The sequence below is a fragment of the Methylobacterium sp. Leaf88 genome (assembly GCF_001422795.1).
In the GTDB taxonomy this organism is placed as follows: Bacteria; Pseudomonadota; Alphaproteobacteria; order Rhizobiales; family Beijerinckiaceae; genus Methylobacterium.
Map to the genome: position 1 here is coordinate 64,685 of NZ_LMMK01000007.1, position 17,366 is coordinate 82,050.

Below are 17,366 nucleotides of genomic sequence, written 5' to 3' on the forward strand. Positions count from 1 at the left end.
GACCGTGGAGATCACGCTGCCAGACGTGCGGTTCCTGGACGAGGCCGGCCTCGCGCATTGGTTCCCGCACCTCGACGGCAAGTGGACCGAGCAGACGAAGGCGCTCCTCGCCCGCTTCGGCACCGACCGGCTGGACCTCAATTGGAACTGGTTCGAGACGTCGACCTGCTGGACCTGTCCATGCTGCGGGCGCGGCAAGCCCGAAATCGCGCGGCCGAACGAGGGCGGCGTCCTGCTGGCGCACCTGCATCTCCACCACGACCACATGCGCGAGCATTTTAACGCAGTCCTCCGGGAGCGGCTGGGCAAACCGTGGCCCAAGGAACTGTCAGCCTCCTCCCGCCACGCGGAGGACCCTATGCGCGCCCTCGTCATGCGCTTCCGCGCCTCCTTGGCCTGCGACGGCTGCAACACCGCCGAGGGCGATGCGAAGAAGGCGCTCGGCCTGCCGCGGCACTTCTCGTTCACGCCGTCCGAGATCGCGCGCTTCGTGCGGCCGCGGCCCAACGCGATGAACGAGATCGACGTCGAGGAGGCGCGCCAGGTCTGGCTCGGCGTGAGGGAGGAGTTCGAGAGCCGCATTGCTTTTGCGGAGGTGCTCGTGGAGCGTCTCGCCTCCGGCCTGTTCGCGATGGAGCGCGGCATCACGTCGACGCCCCTGTTCAATCCATCGACGCTCGACGACTTCATCGCCCGGGAAGCCAAGTCGCGGCAGCCGGCGGCCGTGATGAAGGCCTGGGCCTATCGCCTATGGGGCGACCTGAGCCAACGCTCGGTGAGCCGGGACGGGGTCGGTAAGTCCCAGAAACGTCGTCGACCAGCCCGTGTCCGTCCGCCCACGGACGCCGAGGTCGAGGTCTTCGAGCGCAAGCCCGGTAAGGGGTGGGAGCGGACGCCCGCGGACTGGACGTACCCCTGCTGCGAGCGGGGCAAGCGCGCGATCCTACGCCGTAGCGGGTCCGGGCGATGGTTCACCCAGATTCGAACGCTCGCGGTGGTCGATCTTGAGACGGACGCGGACAACCTGGCCTTCCGGCGTGAGCTGTATCCGGACCACCTCGAAGGCCCGGTCGTCGCAGGCATGCGCGAGCGGTACGTCTGCGCCGATTGCCGGGACGTGGTTTCCGAGCTTCGCCGGGCGCGGCCGGACCTCGACGGCACCATGCTCACCTTGGAGGACGTGCGGGATTGCCTGGGCGAGATCCGCGACAACGAGAAGGCGGAGATTGACCTCGTGCTGGCAGCCGAGAGGGCCGAGGCGAATTACGACCTGGAACGGGCCGAGTGGGAGTTCACGGTGCACCGCGACGTCGCCTTGCACCTCTGGAAGGTGTGGAAGTGCTTCGGCCCGGACGCCATAGCGGAAGCCCGGGAGGCGCTGACGACGGCCGTCCGCGCCGAGGGGCTTGATCCCAAGGCCGTCCCCGGGGCGATGCGGTGGCTGTTGCTCCAGGGCAAGGCGTTCGCGGCGGAGGGATGGGCGCGCCCCACCTAGGGAGAGACGTGGCCCCGTTCCTTCGAGGCAGTCACTCGGGAGGTACAGGAAGCCTGAGGTGCATCCTCGTACAGGTACGAGGTCAGCCAACTGCACGGCTAGGCGAAGGTAGCCTCGATGACGAGGTCGGGCACGAAGTCGGTCCGCTCCTCGACGTGGCCGCGCGCGTTGCAGACGACGCGGGTACGGCCGATCCGGTAGTCGACGTGCCGGTGGACATGGCCATGCACCCATAGGTCGGGGCCGCGGTCCTCGATCAACTCGGTCAGGTCGGAGGCATCGCACCAGGCGAGAGGGGCGTGGCGATCCGGCAGACTGTCAGGGTGCGGGGCGTGGTGGGTCACCACCACGGTCGGGCCGTCGTGCGGACGGGCCAACTCTGCGTCGAGGAAGGCGCGGGTCGCGCGGTGCAAGGAAAGGACCTGCTCGGGCTCGATCCGGTCGCGCGAGCGCGGTCCGGTGCGGATGCGGCGGTAGTCCACCATGCCGTCGCGGCCCTGGGCGGAGCGGAAGGCATGCGTCAGGCTGAACGAGCCGAGACGGAAGTCTGTCCAGAGGGTGCCGCCCAGGAAGCGGATGCCGGCGAGCACGACGGTGCCGTCGATCAACAGGTGGATGCCGAGCACGGCGGCACGGTCCCGTCCGCGGGCGACCTGATCGTGGATGGTGTAGCGCTCCTCGCCGCGGTCCCACCAGAAGTCATGGTTTCCCGGGACGTAGACGACTGGCACACCGGGCAGGCGCTCGCCGAGCCAATCGAGCGCACGCGTCAGGGGCATGTGCACGTCGCCGGCGACCACGGCCACGTCGAAGCCGTCCGGCGGCGCGTGGGCGGCGAGGTCCCAGGCGTTCTCCGGCCAATCCTGGTGCAGGTCGCTGAAAACCCAAAGCCGGCGTCCGATCATCGCCCTTGCTCCTCGGCCTGGGCATTCTCAGCGAGGCGGACGCGGATCTCGTCGAGGGTGACGGGCCGGAAACCGAAGCAATCGACGCCGACGTCGGTGCTGGCGGCGGTGCCGGGCAGCGTGCCGTGCGAGTGCCCATAGAAGTGCAGGTCGCCGCGATGCATGCGCGGCCAGACCCGATGGGCGTAGTGGCTCATCCAGACGCCCTGGGGCAAACCATCAGGTCCGGGAACGACCACCCGGGCGACGTCGAACACGCCGTCCCAGGGCAGGCGTACCGAGATGCGGTCGTGGTTTCCGCGCACCAGAAATCGCTGCCGTCCCCGGAGACGACCGAAGACGGAACGGGCGTAGTCCTCGCTGCAGCGGTAGCAGAAATCGCCGAGGTGCCAGACGGTGTCGTCTGACCGGACGACCGCGTTCCAGTTCGCGATCAGCGTCTCGTCGTGCGCCTCGATGGAGGCGAACGGCCTGGGGCTCTGCATCCTCGGAGAGAGGATGCCGGCATGGCCGAGGTGGGTATCGGAAACAAATACTTGACGTGACATGGGAGCCTCGCGGGAAGCGGAGGCCCGGCACACGGCAACACTCCGGCGATCAGTCGGTTGGGTGCTTGGCCGCGGTTTTCATGATGGTGTTTCCCGGAAGGGCAGCGAACCTGTCCCGGCGCGGATGCTCGCGCAAGCCCGGGTGATCGGGATCCACACCTTAGGCCGTGATCAGCGACGATCCTGCGGGCAAGAGTCGGGCTTTCGTGCCGCGAGGCAAGGTGGGAGGGACGGCGACGGCCGCCTGGGCGTGCCCGGCCATCAGCTAGCGGTCGGGTGACCGGGCCGGGCGGCGAGGCCTATCAAGGGGATTCTTCGCACATCCCGAAGACTGGCAGAGGCACTCACCAGACCCTGCGAACGCCGAAATCGGCCGTCTTCACTGCGAAACGGCGCGTACGCGAAGGTATGCGATCAGCGCCCTGAGGGCTTCGGGTACCTGTCTGCGGCTTGAGTAGTAGACGTGGAAGCCGGGACCGGGCGAGGCCCACGCGGGCAGGACCTCCCGCAGGGTTCCAGCCGCCAGTTGCCGTGAGACCAAGCCCTCCTGGCAGTAGGCGATCCCGCCGTCCGTCTCGGCCATCGCCAGCGCGAGCGCCGTCTCGCTCAGCACGGCTGACCAAGCGACGTCTACGACATGATGCTCGGCCCCCCGCTCAACCTCCCAGCGGTAGATCGCGCCGGTGCCCATCCTGAGGCCGATGCAGCGATGGGCCGCGAGGTCGGACGGGTGTTCGAGGGGCGGAGCACCTCCGAGATAGCCTGGGGAGGCCACCATGATCCATCGGATGTCTCCCCCGATGGGCACCGCGATCATCTCCTCGGGGACGCGCCCCCCGAAGCGGATGCCCGCGTCGAACCCCTCCCCGACGATGTCGACGAAGTCGTCCTGGACCACGACCTCCAGCTTCACCTCGGGGTACTCGGCCAGGAAGCCCGACAGGGCCGGTCCTAGCACCAAGCGGGCCGCGTCGGTCAGCACGTTGAGCCGAAGGCGGCCGGCCGGCTTTCCCCGGTAGCGGTTCAGAGCCTCCAAGCCTTCCTCGATTGCCCCGAACCCGGCTTCCAGGCGCGCCAGCAGGTCGGCGCCGGCCTCGGTCAGGGTGACGGCGCGGTTGGTGCGGTTGAACAGCCGCACGCCGAGCCGGGTCTCCAAGCCGCGCAGGGCATGGCTCAGCGCCGACGGCGATACGTCGAGTTCGAGGGCGGCCCTTCGGAAGCCGCCAACCCGGGCGATCACGCGGAACAGGTTGAGGTCGCCCAGGTCACCCCGGGTCAGTCCAGTCACGATTGCCGTTCCCTTTTCCGTGTTGAGCTCACCTGAACGCTGCGGTGAATTCTAGAACGGCACCAGCGCATGTCGACCGGGTTAGATGTCCGCAAGGCCGGACGCCGGCATCCACCGACAATCGAGGTTAAGACATGGCTGGGGACAGCAAGCGCATCGCCGTGACCGGAGGCCACGGCAAGGTCGGCAAGACCCTGGTCCCGTACCTTAAGGACAAAGGTTACGACGTCTTCGTCATCGACCGCGACGCCCCCTCCGACCCGAACGAGTTGGCGATGGTCGCGGACCTGACCGACTTCGGCCAGGCGCTCGACGCGCTGTCGTCCGCCGGCGAGGACACGTACGCCCGGGCCGAACCCAAAGCGTTCGACGTCGTCGTGCACCTCGCCAGCATCCCGCACCCGCGCATGCTGCCGGACAGCGACGAGTTCCGGCTCAACATGATGGCCACCTACAACGTCTTCGAGGCAGCCCGGCGGCTCGGCATCAAGGACGTCGTCTGGGCAGCCAGCGAGGTCGGCATCGGCGTGCCCTTCGACAGGACCGACACCCCCTACGTCCCGGTGGACGAGGACTACCCGATGCGCGGCTACAACGTTTACGCCCTCACCAAGGTGCTGGGCGAGGAGATGGCCCGGCAGTTTTGCCTCAACGACCCTGAGATGCGCATCACCTGCCTGCGGCTGTCCAACGTCATGGACCCGCAGGAATACGCCCGGTTCGAGGCCTGGCAGGACGACCCGACCCGGCGCGTTTGGAACATGTGGACCTACATCGACAACCGGGACGCCGCCCAGGCCATCGAGTGCGCGATCCGGTACGAGGCCCGCGGCAAGGACGAGTTCCTCATCACCAACGACGAGACGGTGATGCGCACTCCGACGGCGGATCTCCTCGACCGCCACTTCCCGAAGGCGGAGCGGCGCAAGACCTTCACCGGCAACGAGGTCGTCCTCTCGAACGAGAAGGCCAAGCGCGTCCTGGGCTTCCGGCCCGTCCACCACTGGACGGAGGAGGTCTGAGGGCATGACCGGTTTCGATCACCTGGGATTCTTGGGCTTCGACACCTTCGGCACGGTGGTCGACTGGCGCTCGGGCGTCGCCCGTTCGGCCGCGCGCTTCCTCGACCGCCATGGCATCGGCGTCGATCCGCTCGCCTTCGCCGACGAGTGGCGGTCCCTCTACCAGCCGGCGATGGAGGAGGTGCGCTCGGGCCGTCGACCTTGGGTCCGCCTCGACGTCCTCAATGGCGAGAACCTGAGGACTGTGCTGGCCCGGCATGGCGTGGAGGTCGGCGACCTCCCGGACGGGGAACTCGCCGATCTCAACCGGGCCTGGGAACGGCTCGACCCCTGGCCCGACAGCGTCGAGGGATTGACCCGCCTCAAGCGGCGGTTCGCCATCGGCCCGCTCTCCAACGGCCACCTCGCGGGCATGATGCGGCTCGCCCGGTTCGGCGGCCTGCCCTGGGACGTCATCGTCGGGGCCGAGATCGCCCGATCCTACAAGCCGACGCCGGAGACCTATCTGCGCTCGGCCGATGCGGTCGGCCTGCCGCCGGAACGCGTCGGCATGGTCGCCGCCCACAACGACGACCTCAGGGCCGCCCGGGCCTGCGGCCTGCGCACCGTGTTCGTGCGCCGACCGCATGAGCACGGTCCCGCCCAATCCACCGATCTCGCCCCCGCGGAGCGCTGGGACGTCGAGGTCGAGAGCCTCATCGAAGCCGCCGACGCGCTCGGCTGTCCCTGAACCGGAGACCACCGACATGACCGGCACCCATCGCCCCCTCGCGCTTGTCACCGGCGCATCCAGCGGCATCGGCTACGAGCTCGCCCGGCTGTTCGCGGCCGACGGTCACGACGTCCTCATCACCGCAAGCGGCCAGAACGACGGCTTGGAACGCACCGCCGATGCGGTCCGCGCGACCGGCGTCGAGGCCATCATCGTGAAGGCCGACCTCACCGAGTACGACGGCGTCGAGGCCCTCGCCCAGGCCGTCGCCGGGACGGGTCGCCCCCTCGCGGCGGCGGCTCTGAACGCCGGCGTCGACGTCGGGGGCTACTTCGTCGGCGGGACCGACCTCGCGGCCGAACTCAAGATGATCCAGCTCAACGTCGCGTCGCAGGTCCACCTGACCAAGCGGCTGTTGCCGGCGATGGTGGAGCGCGGCGCGGGCCGGCTGCTCTACACGGCCTCGATCTCCGGCACGATGCCGACCCCCTACGAGGCCGTCTACGGCGGCACGAAGGCATTCCTGATCAGCTTCGTCGAGGCGGTGAAGGAAGAGGTGAAGGACAGCGGCGTCAGCTTCACGCTGCTGCTGCCGGGCGAGGTCGATACCCCGTTCTGGCACCGCGCCGGCATGGACACGACCAAGCTCGGCCTGGGCGAGAAGGCCGCCCCGACCAAGGTCGCCCAGGAAGGCTACGAGGCGATGAAGGCCGGAAAGGACCGCGTCGTCGCCGGCAAGCCCGGCTCGAAGTTCATCGGCCGGGTGCTCAACAACATCCTGCCCGACACCGCCAAGGCCGCGGCCCATTCCGGCGGGGCGGAGCCCGGCTCGGGCCTGAAGTGAGGGGGCGATGACGATGAACGACGATCTTCTCGCACCGGGCCGCGTCGCGGTCATCACCGGTGCGGCGCTCGGGATCGGCGCCGCGGCCGCGCGGCACTTCTCCGCGCTCGGCCTGAGGCTCTGCCTCCTCGACCGGAACGAGGACGCCCTCCGGGACCTCGCCGGCGATCTGGGCCGGGAGGCGGACGTGCGGACCTTGGTCGGCGACGTCACGTCCGCCGACGACCTGAACGCGCTGTGCGAGTCGGCCTACGACGGCTTCGGCGAGGTCGCGGTCCTGATGAACAACGCCGGCGTCATCGCCGGCGCCGGGCCCTGGACCGATCCGACGGCCTGGCGCCGCCAGCTTGAGGTGAACCTACTTTCCATCGTCACGGCGCAAGCGATCTTCGTGCCGCGCATGCTGGCCCAGGGCGGTCGCGGGGCGGTCGTGAACCTCGGTTCCAAGGAAGGCATCACCACCCCGCCCGGCAACGCGGCCTACTCGGTCGCCAAGGCCGGCGTGAAGGTGTTGACCGAGCAGTTGGCGCACGAGCTGCGCGCCGAGTCCGGGGACAAGGTGACGGCCCATCTGCTCGTCCCCGGGTACACCTGGACGCCGATGAATGCCGCCAAGGCGGCGGTGGGCTCGGCCAAGCCTGACGAAGCCTGGACGGCGGAGGAGTTGCTCACCCACTTCGAGGGCCGCTTCCGGCGCGGGGACTTCTACATCCTCTGTCCGGACAACGCCGTCACGCCCGAGCTCGACGCCGCCCGCATCCTCTGGGGCGCACGGGACATCACCGAGAACCGACCGGCGCTCTCGCGCTGGCACCCGAACTGGAAGGGGCGCTTCGACGCCTTCGTCGCACAGGAGACCGGCGCATGAAGCCGTACGTCATCTGCCACATGATGGGTCCCCTAGACGGGGAGTTGCTCGTCGACCGCTGGAGCCCATCGACAGGGCGTTCGTCGGAGGCGTTGATCGCGGAATACGACCGCGTGCACGAGGCGCTGGAGGGCGACGCCTGGATCGCCGGTCGGGCCGTGGGCGAGGAGTTCGCCGTGGGACGACCGCACCCGCCGGAGCCGGTGCCTGCGGTGGAGCGGCCGGTCCACGTCGCGAGGGTGGGGGCCGAGGAGTACGCGGTGCTGATCGACCAGCACGGAAAGCTGCACTGGACCGGGCCGGAGACCTACGGGGCGCCCCTCGTCATGGTCCTGGGCCGGGACGTCCCTGACGCGCACCTCGCCGAGCTCGCCGCCGACGGCATCTCCTACGTCGTGTCGGACGGCCCGGAGATCGACCTCGGGCGAGCGCTTGACGTGCTGGCCTCGGCCTTCGGCGTCCGCCGGCTGATCCTGGAAGGCGGCGCCCGGACCAACGCCGCGTTCCTGAAGGCGGGGCTGGTGGACGAGATCAGCCTTGTGCTGTTCCCGGCCATCGGCGGGCATTCGGGCAGCCAGACCCTGTTCGAGGCAGGCGAGGACGGACTGGCCGACCGCGTCCGGCTGAGCCTCGTCTCCACCGAGGTTCGTACGGCGGGCGCCGTCGCGCTCCGGTACCGCGTCGCCTACGTGCCGGCCTAATCCAACGTGCGAACCGAGGTGAGCCCCACTCAACTCGGCGTGCAATTCAGGTGAACGTATCGAAGGCAGCTAACAGCCTCCGACTTCGTTAAGTCTTCGTCACCGCATCGACATCGAGCGGCGCCCCGGGCGCCGAACCACACGGGAGGTCTCCTCCCGCGAACGATGCCCCATGCCCGCATCACCCTGCAGACCAAGGATTGAGACCATGACCACCCAACGTCCCCTCGCGCTCGTCACCGGCGGCTCGTCCGGCATCGGCTTCGAGCTTGCCAAGCAGTTCGCCCGGAACGGCTTCGACGTCGCCATCTCGGGCTCCAGCGACAAGGTGCACGCCGCGGCCGACGCCCTGCGCGAGCTCGGCGCTGAAGCCTATGCACACAAGGCCGACGCCGCGACCTACGAAGGCGTCGAGGGCTTCTGGACCTTCGTCCTCGGGCTCGGCCGGCCGGTCGAGGCCGCCGCGCTCAACGTCGGCATCGGCCAGGGCGGCGCCTTCGTCGACAACACGCTGGAGGACGAGTTCCGGCTGATCGCCATCAACATCACCGGCACCGTGCACCTGGCCAAGCGCGTCGTGCAGCACATGGTCCCGAACGGGCGCGGCCGCATCCTGATCACGTCCTCGGTCTCGGCCACGATGCCGACCCCCTACGAGACCGTCTACGGCCCGTCGAAGGCCTTCGGCTTCATGTTCGCCGAGAGCCTGCGCGAGGAACTCCGGGAGACTGGCGTGACCGTGACGGCCCTGCTGCCCGGCGCCACCGACAGCCAGTTCCACAAGAACGCCGGCATGGCCTCCAGCGCCATCGACCAGGGCAAGAAGAACGACAAGACCGAGGTCGCCCGGCAGGGCTTCGAGGCCCTGATGAACGACGTCGACCACGTCGTCGGCGGCGACGAGGAGACCAAGCAGACGGTCGTCGACAACCGCGTCACGCCCGAGCCGGTCAAGGCCGCGCGCCACGCCGAGAAGACGAAGCTGCAGGGCTGAGGGGGGATCACCATGAGCAACCTCACGAACGCGGTGACGGTCGTCACCGGTGCCTCCTCCGGGATCGGCGCGGCCACCGCCAAGCGGCTCGCGGCCTCGGGCGCCAAGGTCGTCCTGGCCGCCCGCAACGAGGACAAGCTGCGCGCTCTGGTCTCCGAGATCACGGAGGCTGGGGGAACGGCGACGTACAGGGTCACCGACATCACCGACCGCGCCGACGCCAAGGCGCTCGCCGCCTTCGCCGGGGAGACCTACGGCCCGGTCGATGTCCTGGTGAACAACGCTGGCCTGATGCTCTTCTCCGCCTGGAAGGACGCGGCGGTCGACGACTGGGACCGGATGATCGACACCAACCTGCGCGGCTACCTGCACGCCATCGCGGCAGTTCTGCCGTCGATGCTGGAGCGCAGGTCCGGGCGCATCCTGAACATGAGCTCGGTCGCGGGCATCAACGTCGGCGAGGGTGCAGGCGTCTACAGCGCGACCAAGTTCTTCGTCCGGGCGATCACCGAAAGCCTGCGCAAGGAGGTTGGCGTCGCCAACGGCATCCAGGTGTCGATGGTGAGCCCCGGCGTGATCGACACGGGCTGGGCCGACAAGGTCTCGGACGCCGAGGGGCGCAAGGCCGCGACCGAGCTGAACAAGGACGCCATCCCGCCCGAGGCCGTCGCGGACGCGGTGGCCTACGTCCTCGACCAGCCCGCGAACGTCACCGTGAACGACGTCGTCATCCATCCCACCAAGCAGGACTGGTGAACCTAGCGACCGGCGCGTGACCACAGGTCCGCGTCGGCATCCAACCCCCGATCAGGAGAGAACCATGCGCGAGAAATGCGGCGACGCGACCATCGAATGGGGCTCGGCCGAGGTCGAGCCCGGCATCCGCATCCATCACGGTGTCGCCGGGACGGGAGAGCGCACGGTGCTGCTCGTCCACGGCTACCCGGAGACGGCGTATGCGTGGCGCCGGGTGGTCCCCCTCCTTGTCGCGGCGGGCCTGCGCGTCGTGGTCCCCGACTATCGCGGCGCCGGCGGGTCCTCGAAGCCGCCGGCCGGCTACGACAAGCACACCATGGCGGGGGACCTCCACGCGCTCCTCTACGACCACTTGGGCCTCACTGGACCGGTAACGGTGGTCGGGCACGACGTCGGCATGCAGGTCGCCTACGCCTTCGCCCGCCGATTCCCGAACCGGACCGAGCGGCTCGTCGTGATGGAAGCGCCATTGCCTGGCACCACCGCCTATGACACGGCGCTGGGTGACACCGACCGGCTCTGGCACTTTCAGTTCCACCGGGCCCCGGACGTGCCCGAATTGCTGACGGCCGGGCGCGAGCAGCTCTATCTGGAGCGCTTCTACCAAGACCTTGCCTTCGACACCGAGGCCATCGGTCTCGACGCGGTCGAGCGCTACGTGCGGGCCTTCTCCCGGCCCGGCGCCATGCGGGCGGGCTTCGAGCTCTATCGCGCCTACCCCGCGGACGCCAAGCGTAACCGCTCCGAACTGGAGCGGGACGGGAAGCTGACGATGCCCGTGCTGGCATTGTCCGGGGCGGTTAGCGCCTTCGCACCCTTCACCGAGGGGATGATGCGCGAGGTGGCGGAGGACGTGACCTTCGCGACCATCGAGCGGGCGAACCACTGGGTGCCCGAGGAGAACGCCGAGGCGTTCGTCGCCGCCCTGTTGGCATTCTCGTAGATCGGACGGAGACCCCATCGATGAAATCGACACTGCTTCTCGCTGCGACCCTGCTCGCCGGCACGGCGTTCCTGCAGGCCACCGCCCAGGAATCCGAACCCGGCCGTCCGCACCGCCCGTTCGCCGAACGGCCGCCGGTCGACCCCGCCATCGTGGTCGAGAAGGCGAGCCGCGATCCGTTCGTGCAGCCGCACGACCGCCCGATCTTCCCCGGCCTGCCGCCGAGCGCCCCTGTGCAGCGTCAGCCGGCGCCGCGTGACGTGCCCCCGGAGGGTCAGGCACTTGAACGGCGCCCTCCGGTGAACCCGACCCAGCAGCCGGCCTTCCCGGGTCAGACGCGTGCCGTGACCGTCCGCACGAAGGCGCCCATGGAGGAGCGCGTGGTCGCGCGGGGGCTGTCCTATCCGTGGTCCCTCGCCTTCATGCCGGATGGGCGCATGCTCGTGACGGAGAAGTCCGGCACCCTGCGCGTCGTCACCGGCAAAGGGGAAATCTCGGAGCCGGTCGATGGCGTGCCGCCGGTGATGCACGCCGGCGATTGCGGCCTGCTCGCGGTCCTCGTCGACCCCGACTTCGCCTCCAACCGGCTCGTCTACCTGTCCTTCGTCGGCTACCGGCCCACCGGACACGCTCTGATGGTGGTACGCGGCCGCCTGTCCGCCGACGACAGGACCATCGAGGACGTCGAACAGCTCCTCACGCTTCCGCCGTTCAGTGGGATCAACCACTACGCGGGCGGCATGGTCATCGGCCATGACGGCAAGCTCTACCTCGGTACGTCCGAGTGGATCACCGACGAGACGCGGATCGCCGCCCAGCTTCCCGCCTCGCCCATGGGCAAGATCCTACGCATCAACCGCGACGGCTCGATCCCGGCGGACAACCCCTACGTCAACGTCAGCGGCGCCGAACCCAGGGTCTGGTCCATCGGCCACCGCGACCCCGAGGGCCTGGCGCTTGATCCCAAGACCGGCGGCCTCTGGATCAGCGACCACGGTCCGCAGGGCGGGGACGAGATCGACCGGGTCGAGCCCGGACATAATTACGGCTGGCCGCTGGCCGCCTACGGCAAGCGCTACGACGGAGGCCTGCTCGGGGGCGGCCGCTCCCAGTTCCCCGGCACCGACCAGCCGGCCTACTACTGGGATCCCGCCATCGCGCCGGCCGGCATCGCATTCTACACGGCGGACCTCGTCCCGGAGTGGAAGGGAAACCTGTTCGTCTCGGCCCTCGGCGGTCGACACCTCGCACGCTTGGTCATGGAGGACGGAAGGGTCACCGGTGAGGAACGCTTGCTTCGCGGTAACGACCAGCGTGTCCGCGACGTGAAGCAGGCTCCGGATGGAGCGCTCTGGGTGGTGACGGACGATGTCGATGGTCGTCTCATCCGGCTTTCCCCGAAGAGGTAGCTGTCGAGTTTCCCGGAAGGCGTGCGGGATTCGAGGCCGGTTGCGACCCGTTGCAGGCCCTGGCGGCAGGTTGTCAGAGCGCCTGGAACATCACCAGTGCATCGACATCGCCATGTGCGGGATGGTGGAAGGCAAGTGGCAACCGTCCGACGATGTCGAACCCAAGCTTCTGCCAGAGGCGCACCGCCCGCTCGTTCGTGCTCACTACGAAGTTGAACTGCATGCCCCGGTATTTGCGAGACCGGGCGTGAGCCAGGGCATGCTCGCCCATACGTCCTGCAATGCCACGCCCGGTGGCAGCGGCGCTCACCATGAAGCCGCAGTTGCAGATGTGGCGACCACCGCCCGATTGGTTCGGACGCATGTAGTAGGTCCCGAGGATGATCCCGTCCTCCTCGGCGACGAAGGTCTCCTTGTCCGATCCCATCCAGTAGGCGAGCGCCTGCTCCTCGGGCATGTCCCGATCAAGCGTGTAGGTCTCGCCGGCGCGAATGACTGGCTCGATGATCGACCAGATAGCGGAAGCGTCTTCGGAGAGGACAGCGCGGATCAGCATGGCGACGCGCATAGAGGTAGCCGCGAGGGTCGGAAAGCCATGACGCTGAAGGTCTGCTTCCCATCCTGTACGGACCTCACGGGAAACACGGAGCGCCAAGTTTCAGCCACCAAGCCGTAGCCGCAGTTGGCAACCTAGTGACCCAGGTTGTGTGGAGGCGCGACCGCATCTGGAAATCCGTCACCCAGCTTCACCTGGGCACGATCCTCGCTGTGCCTGGGACCACGGCGCCCCAGCCCAAGCGGGCGTTGCAGGCATCCAGGGTATGAAGCGGGCGAGGATCGGCCCACGAGGATGCCGCCGGGCCTTTCCCTCGGCGCCTACCGCTCAGGCGGTGACGACGATCTTCCCGACCTGCTCGTTGCTTTCCATGAAGCGGTGAGCCTCGACGATCCTGTCGAGCTTGAACGTTCTGGCGACGACCGGCTTCAGCGCGCCCGAGGCGAGCCCCTTCACGATGTAGTCCTTGGCCTTCTCCAGGCGCGCCGGGTCCTTGGTGATCTCGAACAGTTGGTAGCCGCGCACCGTCAGGTCCTTGCCCAGCAGCGGCATCACCGGAACCGCCAGAGGCGTCGTGTCGAGCGCGCCGTACTGGAAGAAGATGCCGAGGTAGCCGAGCGCCTCCAGGATCTTGGCGACCTCCGGCCCGCCGACCGGGTCGAAGGCGACGTTGGCGCCCTTGCCCTCGGTGATGCGGTGCACCTCGGCCACCAGGTCCTGCTCCTCGGTAGCGATGACGTGGGTCGCCCCGTGCTTCAGAAGCTCGTCGCGCTTGTTGCTGCGACGGGTCAGGGCGACCGGGGTGGCCCCGAGGGCGTTGACGATCTGGATGGCCGCCAAGCCCACGCTGCTGGAGGCGGCGCGGATCAGCACCGTCTGGCCGGCCCGGACGTTCGCGATGTCGACCAACGCGCCGTAGGCGGTCACGAACATCATCCAGGTCGCCGCGGCCTCCTCCCAGGAGAGGTTCTCCGGGTGCTTCACCACCCCGAAGGCGGGGGCGTTCACGAGCTCGCCGTGCAGGCCGTAGTCGCCGAGCATGAAGCAGGGCACGACGCTGACCGCGTCGCCGACCGCGAAGCCGTCCACGTCCGGGCCGATGGCCTCGATGGTGCCGGCAGCCTCATAGCCGAGGATGGCCGGGAAGGTCGGCTGGGTGACGTACTGGCCGGTGCGGAACATGACCTCGGCCCGGTTCAGGCCCATGGCCTTCACCCGGATCTGGACCTCGTCGGCTTTCGGCGCTGGAACCGCGACGTCTTCGACCTTGAGGACCTCGGGACCGCCGGTCTCGTGGAAGCGTACGATGCGGCTCATAGTCGTTCTCCTCGATAGCGTGGGTTGGGCGGAACTTGGAAAGCTCCCGCCCGGGACGCCGGGCGGGAAGGGTTCGGACAGCGTTGCTCAGGCGGCCTTGATCCATGCCGGGGCGGCGCTCGTGCCCCAGCCCAGGAAGAAGCCGAAGTGGATGTTGATCTCGCCAAGCGGCTCCAAGAAGCGGGCGTTGCGCAAGGGGCCGGACTCGACGGGCTGGAAGCCGGACTTGGCGGCGAGAGTGGACACGGCCTGCTTGGCGGCTTCGTCGTCGCCCGCGACGAAGACCTGCACCGGGTCGCGGTCCTCGCGCGCCTCGGAGGGCAGCAACTGTGCGAAGATCGTGTTGAACGCCTTCACCACCTTCGCCTCGGGTGCGAGCTTCTGAAGCTCCTCGGCGGCCGAGGTGGTGTGCCCGATGCGCAGGTCCTTGAAGTCCTTGGTGATGGGGTTCGAGATGTCGACGAGCACCTTGCCGGCGAAGCCGCCGGCCTCGCGGACCGCCTCGCCCGCCTGCGGGTAGTTGACGGCGAAGATCACCACGTCGGCGAGCGTGGCGGCCGCGGCGATGCCGCCGCCCTCGGTGCCCGCCCCGATCTCCTCGGCGAGCTTCGCCGCCTTGGCCGGATCGCGCGACCCGATGACGACCCGCTCGCCCTTCGAGGTGAGCAGCCGGGCGATGCCGGCGCCCATGTTCCCGGTTCCGATGACTGCGACGGTCATAACTGCTTTCCTCGTTCGCGAGCCGGCGCCGCCGGCCTCGACGGGAGCTATGGACCTCGTCCTATCCGTGATAAATCACGGTTTGATCGCAACACTCGCAACCATTGGTCAGGAATATGGACCGTCTCGCCAGCATGGAGGTATTCGCCAAGGTCGCCGACCTCGGCTCGTTCGCGGCGGCCGCGGCCGCCGCGGACATCTCCGCGGCGATGGTCGGCAAGCACGTCCGGCAATTGGAGGAGCACCTGGGCGTGCGCCTGCTGAACCGGACAACCCGCCGGCAGAGCCTGACCGACGCCGGGCGCGACTTCCTCGAACGCACGCGCATCGTGCTGGCGGAACTGGAGGCGGCAGAGGCCATCGCGGCCGACAGCCGGGCGAGGCCACGGGGCGAGTTGCGGATCAACGCGCCGGTCTCGTTCGGCACCTACAGCCTGTCGCCACTGCTTCCCGCGTACATGGCTGAGAACCCCGAGGTCACGGTTCGGCTCACCCTCAGCGACCGCGTCGTGGACCTGATCGACGAGGGCTACGACTGCGTGTTCCGCGCAGGCCCGCTGCACGACAGCAGCCTGATCGCGCGGGGCGTGCGTCCCCTGAACCTGATCCCCTGCGCGTCGCCGGCTTACCTGGAGCGGCACGGCCGGCCTCGGCACCCGAGCGACCTCGCCCGGCATGCCTGCCTCGGCTTCTCCGGCTCGGCGCTGGAGGAGCGTTGGACCTTCCACGGCGACGAGGGCGAGGTCGTCGTGCCCATCGGGTCGCGGTTCTCCGCCAACAGCGGCCATGCCTTGCGGCAGGCGGCCCTGGCAGGGATGGGCGTCATCCATCATGCCGAGGAACTCCTCGCGGACGACCTCGCCTCAGGCAGGCTGGTCCGCATCCTGGCGGAGTGGCGCTCGGAGCGCCCCCTCCACATCCTGTACGCGCCGGACCGCCGCATCACGCCGAAGCTCCGCTCGTTCCTCGACTTCACGACGGCACGCTTCAGCCGGGAGCGCGGGTCCTAGGGCAGGGGCGCCCGTCACGGTGCGCCCCCGCCCGGAGGCTCAAGCCGCCACGTCCTCGCCGTTCGACCAAGCGCCGAGCCGGCGGAGCTTCCGCTCGCGCCCGTTGAGCCACCAGCCGAGTTGGGGCACCCAGCTCTCGTAGGGCGCGTCCTGGGGGGCGGCCCCGAGCGCCTGCTCGGCGTCGAGCGCGAAGTTCGGGTTGCGCAGCGCCTCTCGGCCGATGGCGACGAGATCGGCGTGCCCCTCGGTCACGATTTGCTCGGCCTGGAACGGGTCGACGATCAGGCCGACCGCCATGGTCTTGAGGCCGGTGTCGCGCCTTACCCGCTCGGCGTAGGGCACCTGATGGCCGTAGCCGCTCGGGTGCTCGTAGGTGGTGCCGACTCCGCCCGAGGAGACGTCGATCACATCGACGCCGACCGCCTTCAGGGCCTCGGCGAAGGCGACCGTGTCCTCGATGGTCACGCCGGTCTTCAGACCGTCGACCGCCGAGACCCGCACGAACAGCGGCTTGTCGGCCGGCCAGATCGCACGCAGCTCCCGGGCGATCTCAAGCGGCAGCCGGAAGCGGTTCTCGCGGCTTCCGCCGTAAGCGTCCGTGCGGTGGTTGGTCAGCGGCGAAAGGAAGGAGTTCAGGAGGTAGCCGTGGGCGCAGTGCAGCTCCACAACCTCGAAGCCGGCCTTGAGGGCGCGCCGGGCGGCGGCGGCGAAGTCCGCCTTCACCTTCTCGATGCCGGCGGCGTCGAGCGCCAACGGCATCAGCCAACCCTGGTCGACGGCCTGGGCGCTGGCGGACACGATGGCCCAGGGCCGGTCGCCGCGGGCGATGTCGACCTCGGTCAGGGGGCCGTCGCCGTGGTAGGGGCGCTGCATGCTGGCCTTCGGACCCGCGTGGGCGAGTTGGATGCCGGGTACCGCGCCCTGCGCCCTCATGAAGGCCGCGATGCCGGCGAGCCCCTCGACCTGCTCGTCCCGCCAGAGGCCGACGTCGCCGTGGGTGATGCGCGCCTCCGGCGAGACGGCGGTCGCCTCGACGATGACGAGGCCGAAGCCGCCGAGCGCCAGCTTGCCGTAGTGCACAGTATGGTAGGTCGTCACGAACCCGTCCTCGGCCTGGTACTGGCACATGGGCGGGACGGCGAGGCGGTTGCGCAGGGTCACGTCGCGCAGGGTCACGGGCTCAAAAAGCTTGGCCATCGGGCAAGGGTCTCCGTTGCGGCGGACCGGTGGTCACGACGCTGACATCGTCTCGGAATCGATTATTGTAACGGGCGTTAC

At 68.9% G+C, this 17,366-nt stretch carries 18 protein-coding genes; 11 read left to right on the forward strand and 7 right to left on the reverse strand.

The window, feature by feature from the left end; translation table 11 throughout:
• Nucleotides 1–4: 4 nt before the first annotated feature.
• Entirely contained in the window at nt 5–1,495 is a 1,491-nt protein-coding gene (locus tag ASF20_RS04550; protein WP_210166842.1) for a hypothetical protein, read from the forward strand.
• 98 nt (nt 1,496–1,593) lie between these two features.
• On the opposite strand, the gene ASF20_RS04555 is transcribed toward ASF20_RS04550, so the two are convergent.
• The 3 genes from ASF20_RS04555 to ASF20_RS04565 form a co-directional block, all read right to left on the reverse strand.
• The gene (locus tag ASF20_RS04555) at nt 1,594–2,400 is read right to left on the reverse strand and encodes a metallophosphoesterase (RefSeq protein ID WP_056271358.1); all 807 of its coding nucleotides are present in this window, start codon (nt 2,398–2,400) and stop codon (nt 1,594–1,596) included.
• Nucleotides 2,397–2,948 (reverse strand): metallophosphoesterase, encoded by a 552-nt coding sequence (locus ASF20_RS04560; protein ID WP_056271361.1) that lies wholly within the window; start codon nt 2,946–2,948, stop codon nt 2,397–2,399. Before ASF20_RS04560 ends, ASF20_RS04555 begins: the two co-directional genes overlap by 4 nt.
• Nucleotides 2,949–3,327: 379 nt before the next feature.
• Nucleotides 3,328–4,236 (reverse strand): LysR family transcriptional regulator, encoded by a 909-nt coding sequence (locus tag ASF20_RS04565; protein WP_056271364.1) that lies wholly within the window; start codon nt 4,234–4,236, stop codon nt 3,328–3,330.
• 134 nt (nt 4,237–4,370) lie between these two features.
• Between ASF20_RS04565 and ASF20_RS04570 the strand changes: the two genes are divergently transcribed.
• The 9 genes from ASF20_RS04570 to ASF20_RS04610 all read left to right on the forward strand — a co-directional run bounded on the left by ASF20_RS04570 (nt 4,371) and on the right by ASF20_RS04610 (nt 12,485).
• A complete protein-coding gene (locus ASF20_RS04570; protein WP_056271366.1) occupies nt 4,371–5,258 on the forward strand; it encodes an NAD(P)-dependent oxidoreductase in 888 nt (295 codons plus the stop codon).
• Nucleotides 5,259–5,262: 4 nt separating this feature from the next.
• Nucleotides 5,263–5,988, forward strand: coding sequence for a haloacid dehalogenase type II (locus ASF20_RS04575; protein WP_056271368.1), 726 nt, complete (start codon nt 5,263–5,265; stop codon nt 5,986–5,988).
• A gap of 16 nt (nt 5,989–6,004) precedes the next feature.
• A complete protein-coding gene (locus ASF20_RS04580; RefSeq protein ID WP_056271373.1) occupies nt 6,005–6,814 on the forward strand; it encodes an SDR family NAD(P)-dependent oxidoreductase in 810 nt (269 codons plus the stop codon).
• A gap of 7 nt (nt 6,815–6,821) precedes the next feature.
• Nucleotides 6,822–7,682 carry an SDR family oxidoreductase gene (locus tag ASF20_RS04585; RefSeq protein ID WP_348271543.1) on the forward strand — a complete coding sequence of 287 codons (861 nt, stop codon included), beginning with the start codon at nt 6,822–6,824 and terminating at the stop codon, nt 7,680–7,682.
• Complete coding sequence (locus ASF20_RS04590; RefSeq protein WP_056271376.1) at nt 7,679–8,383, forward strand: dihydrofolate reductase family protein; 705 nt, start codon at nt 7,679–7,681, stop codon at nt 8,381–8,383. The genes ASF20_RS04585 and ASF20_RS04590 overlap by 4 nt, the downstream gene beginning before the upstream one ends.
• A gap of 208 nt (nt 8,384–8,591) precedes the next feature.
• A complete protein-coding gene (locus ASF20_RS04595) occupies nt 8,592–9,377 on the forward strand; it encodes an SDR family NAD(P)-dependent oxidoreductase (RefSeq protein WP_056271379.1) in 786 nt (261 codons plus the stop codon).
• A 12-nt stretch (nt 9,378–9,389) separates the two neighbouring features.
• Complete coding sequence (locus ASF20_RS04600) at nt 9,390–10,133, forward strand: SDR family oxidoreductase (RefSeq protein WP_056271382.1); 744 nt, start codon at nt 9,390–9,392, stop codon at nt 10,131–10,133.
• Between the two features lie 64 nt (nt 10,134–10,197).
• Nucleotides 10,198–11,076, forward strand: a complete 879-nt coding sequence (locus ASF20_RS04605) for an alpha/beta hydrolase (protein WP_056271385.1) — start codon at nt 10,198–10,200, stop codon at nt 11,074–11,076.
• A gap of 20 nt (nt 11,077–11,096) precedes the next feature.
• Nucleotides 11,097–12,485, forward strand: coding sequence for a PQQ-dependent sugar dehydrogenase (locus ASF20_RS04610; protein ID WP_056271388.1), 1,389 nt, complete (start codon nt 11,097–11,099; stop codon nt 12,483–12,485).
• A gap of 73 nt (nt 12,486–12,558) precedes the next feature.
• Here ASF20_RS04610 and ASF20_RS04615 read toward each other — a convergent pair whose 3' ends face one another.
• The 3 genes from ASF20_RS04615 to ASF20_RS04625 all read right to left on the reverse strand — a co-directional run bounded on the left by ASF20_RS04615 (nt 12,559) and on the right by ASF20_RS04625 (nt 15,078).
• Entirely contained in the window at nt 12,559–13,041 is a 483-nt protein-coding gene (locus ASF20_RS04615; protein ID WP_056271782.1) for a GNAT family N-acetyltransferase, read from the reverse strand.
• 327 nt (nt 13,042–13,368) lie between these two features.
• A complete protein-coding gene (locus ASF20_RS04620) occupies nt 13,369–14,358 on the reverse strand; it encodes a zinc-dependent alcohol dehydrogenase family protein (RefSeq protein ID WP_056271391.1) in 990 nt (329 codons plus the stop codon).
• An 87-nt stretch (nt 14,359–14,445) separates the two neighbouring features.
• Complete coding sequence (locus tag ASF20_RS04625; RefSeq protein WP_056271394.1) at nt 14,446–15,078, reverse strand: NADPH-dependent F420 reductase; 633 nt, start codon at nt 15,076–15,078, stop codon at nt 14,446–14,448.
• A gap of 116 nt (nt 15,079–15,194) precedes the next feature.
• Here ASF20_RS04625 and ASF20_RS04630 point away from each other — a divergent pair, with 116 nt between their 5' ends.
• Nucleotides 15,195–16,088 (forward strand): LysR family transcriptional regulator, encoded by an 894-nt coding sequence (locus ASF20_RS04630; protein ID WP_056271397.1) that lies wholly within the window; start codon nt 15,195–15,197, stop codon nt 16,086–16,088.
• Between the two features lie 39 nt (nt 16,089–16,127).
• Here the strand turns inward: ASF20_RS04630 and ASF20_RS04635 are convergent, their stop codons facing one another.
• A complete protein-coding gene (locus ASF20_RS04635; RefSeq protein WP_056271400.1) occupies nt 16,128–17,285 on the reverse strand; it encodes an NADH:flavin oxidoreductase/NADH oxidase in 1,158 nt (385 codons plus the stop codon).
• Nucleotides 17,286–17,366 lie beyond the last annotated feature (81 nt).

Coding starts and splice junctions, on each gene's coding strand:
- ASF20_RS04555 (WP_056271358.1), bottom strand. CDS start 2,400: ATGATCGGACGCCGGCTTTGGGTTTTCAGCGACCTGCACCAGGATTGG.
- ASF20_RS04560 (WP_056271361.1), bottom strand. CDS start 2,948: ATGTCACGTCAAGTATTTGTTTCCGATACCCACCTCGGCCATGCCGGC.
- ASF20_RS04570 (WP_056271366.1), top strand. CDS start 4,371: ATGGCTGGGGACAGCAAGCGCATCGCCGTGACCGGAGGCCACGGCAAG.
- ASF20_RS04575 (WP_056271368.1), top strand. CDS start 5,263: ATGACCGGTTTCGATCACCTGGGATTCTTGGGCTTCGACACCTTCGGC.
- ASF20_RS04580 (WP_056271373.1), top strand. CDS start 6,005: ATGACCGGCACCCATCGCCCCCTCGCGCTTGTCACCGGCGCATCCAGC.
- ASF20_RS04585 (WP_348271543.1), top strand. CDS start 6,822: ATGACGATGAACGACGATCTTCTCGCACCGGGCCGCGTCGCGGTCATC.
- ASF20_RS04590 (WP_056271376.1), top strand. CDS start 7,679: ATGAAGCCGTACGTCATCTGCCACATGATGGGTCCCCTAGACGGGGAG.
- ASF20_RS04595 (WP_056271379.1), top strand. CDS start 8,592: ATGACCACCCAACGTCCCCTCGCGCTCGTCACCGGCGGCTCGTCCGGC.
- ASF20_RS04600 (WP_056271382.1), top strand. CDS start 9,390: ATGAGCAACCTCACGAACGCGGTGACGGTCGTCACCGGTGCCTCCTCC.
- ASF20_RS04605 (WP_056271385.1), top strand. CDS start 10,198: ATGCGCGAGAAATGCGGCGACGCGACCATCGAATGGGGCTCGGCCGAG.
- ASF20_RS04610 (WP_056271388.1), top strand. CDS start 11,097: ATGAAATCGACACTGCTTCTCGCTGCGACCCTGCTCGCCGGCACGGCG.
- ASF20_RS04615 (WP_056271782.1), bottom strand. CDS start 13,041: ATGCTGATCCGCGCTGTCCTCTCCGAAGACGCTTCCGCTATCTGGTCG.
- ASF20_RS04620 (WP_056271391.1), bottom strand. CDS start 14,358: ATGAGCCGCATCGTACGCTTCCACGAGACCGGCGGTCCCGAGGTCCTC.
- ASF20_RS04625 (WP_056271394.1), bottom strand. CDS start 15,078: ATGACCGTCGCAGTCATCGGAACCGGGAACATGGGCGCCGGCATCGCC.
- ASF20_RS04630 (WP_056271397.1), top strand. CDS start 15,195: ATGGACCGTCTCGCCAGCATGGAGGTATTCGCCAAGGTCGCCGACCTC.
- ASF20_RS04635 (WP_056271400.1), bottom strand. CDS start 17,285: ATGGCCAAGCTTTTTGAGCCCGTGACCCTGCGCGACGTGACCCTGCGC.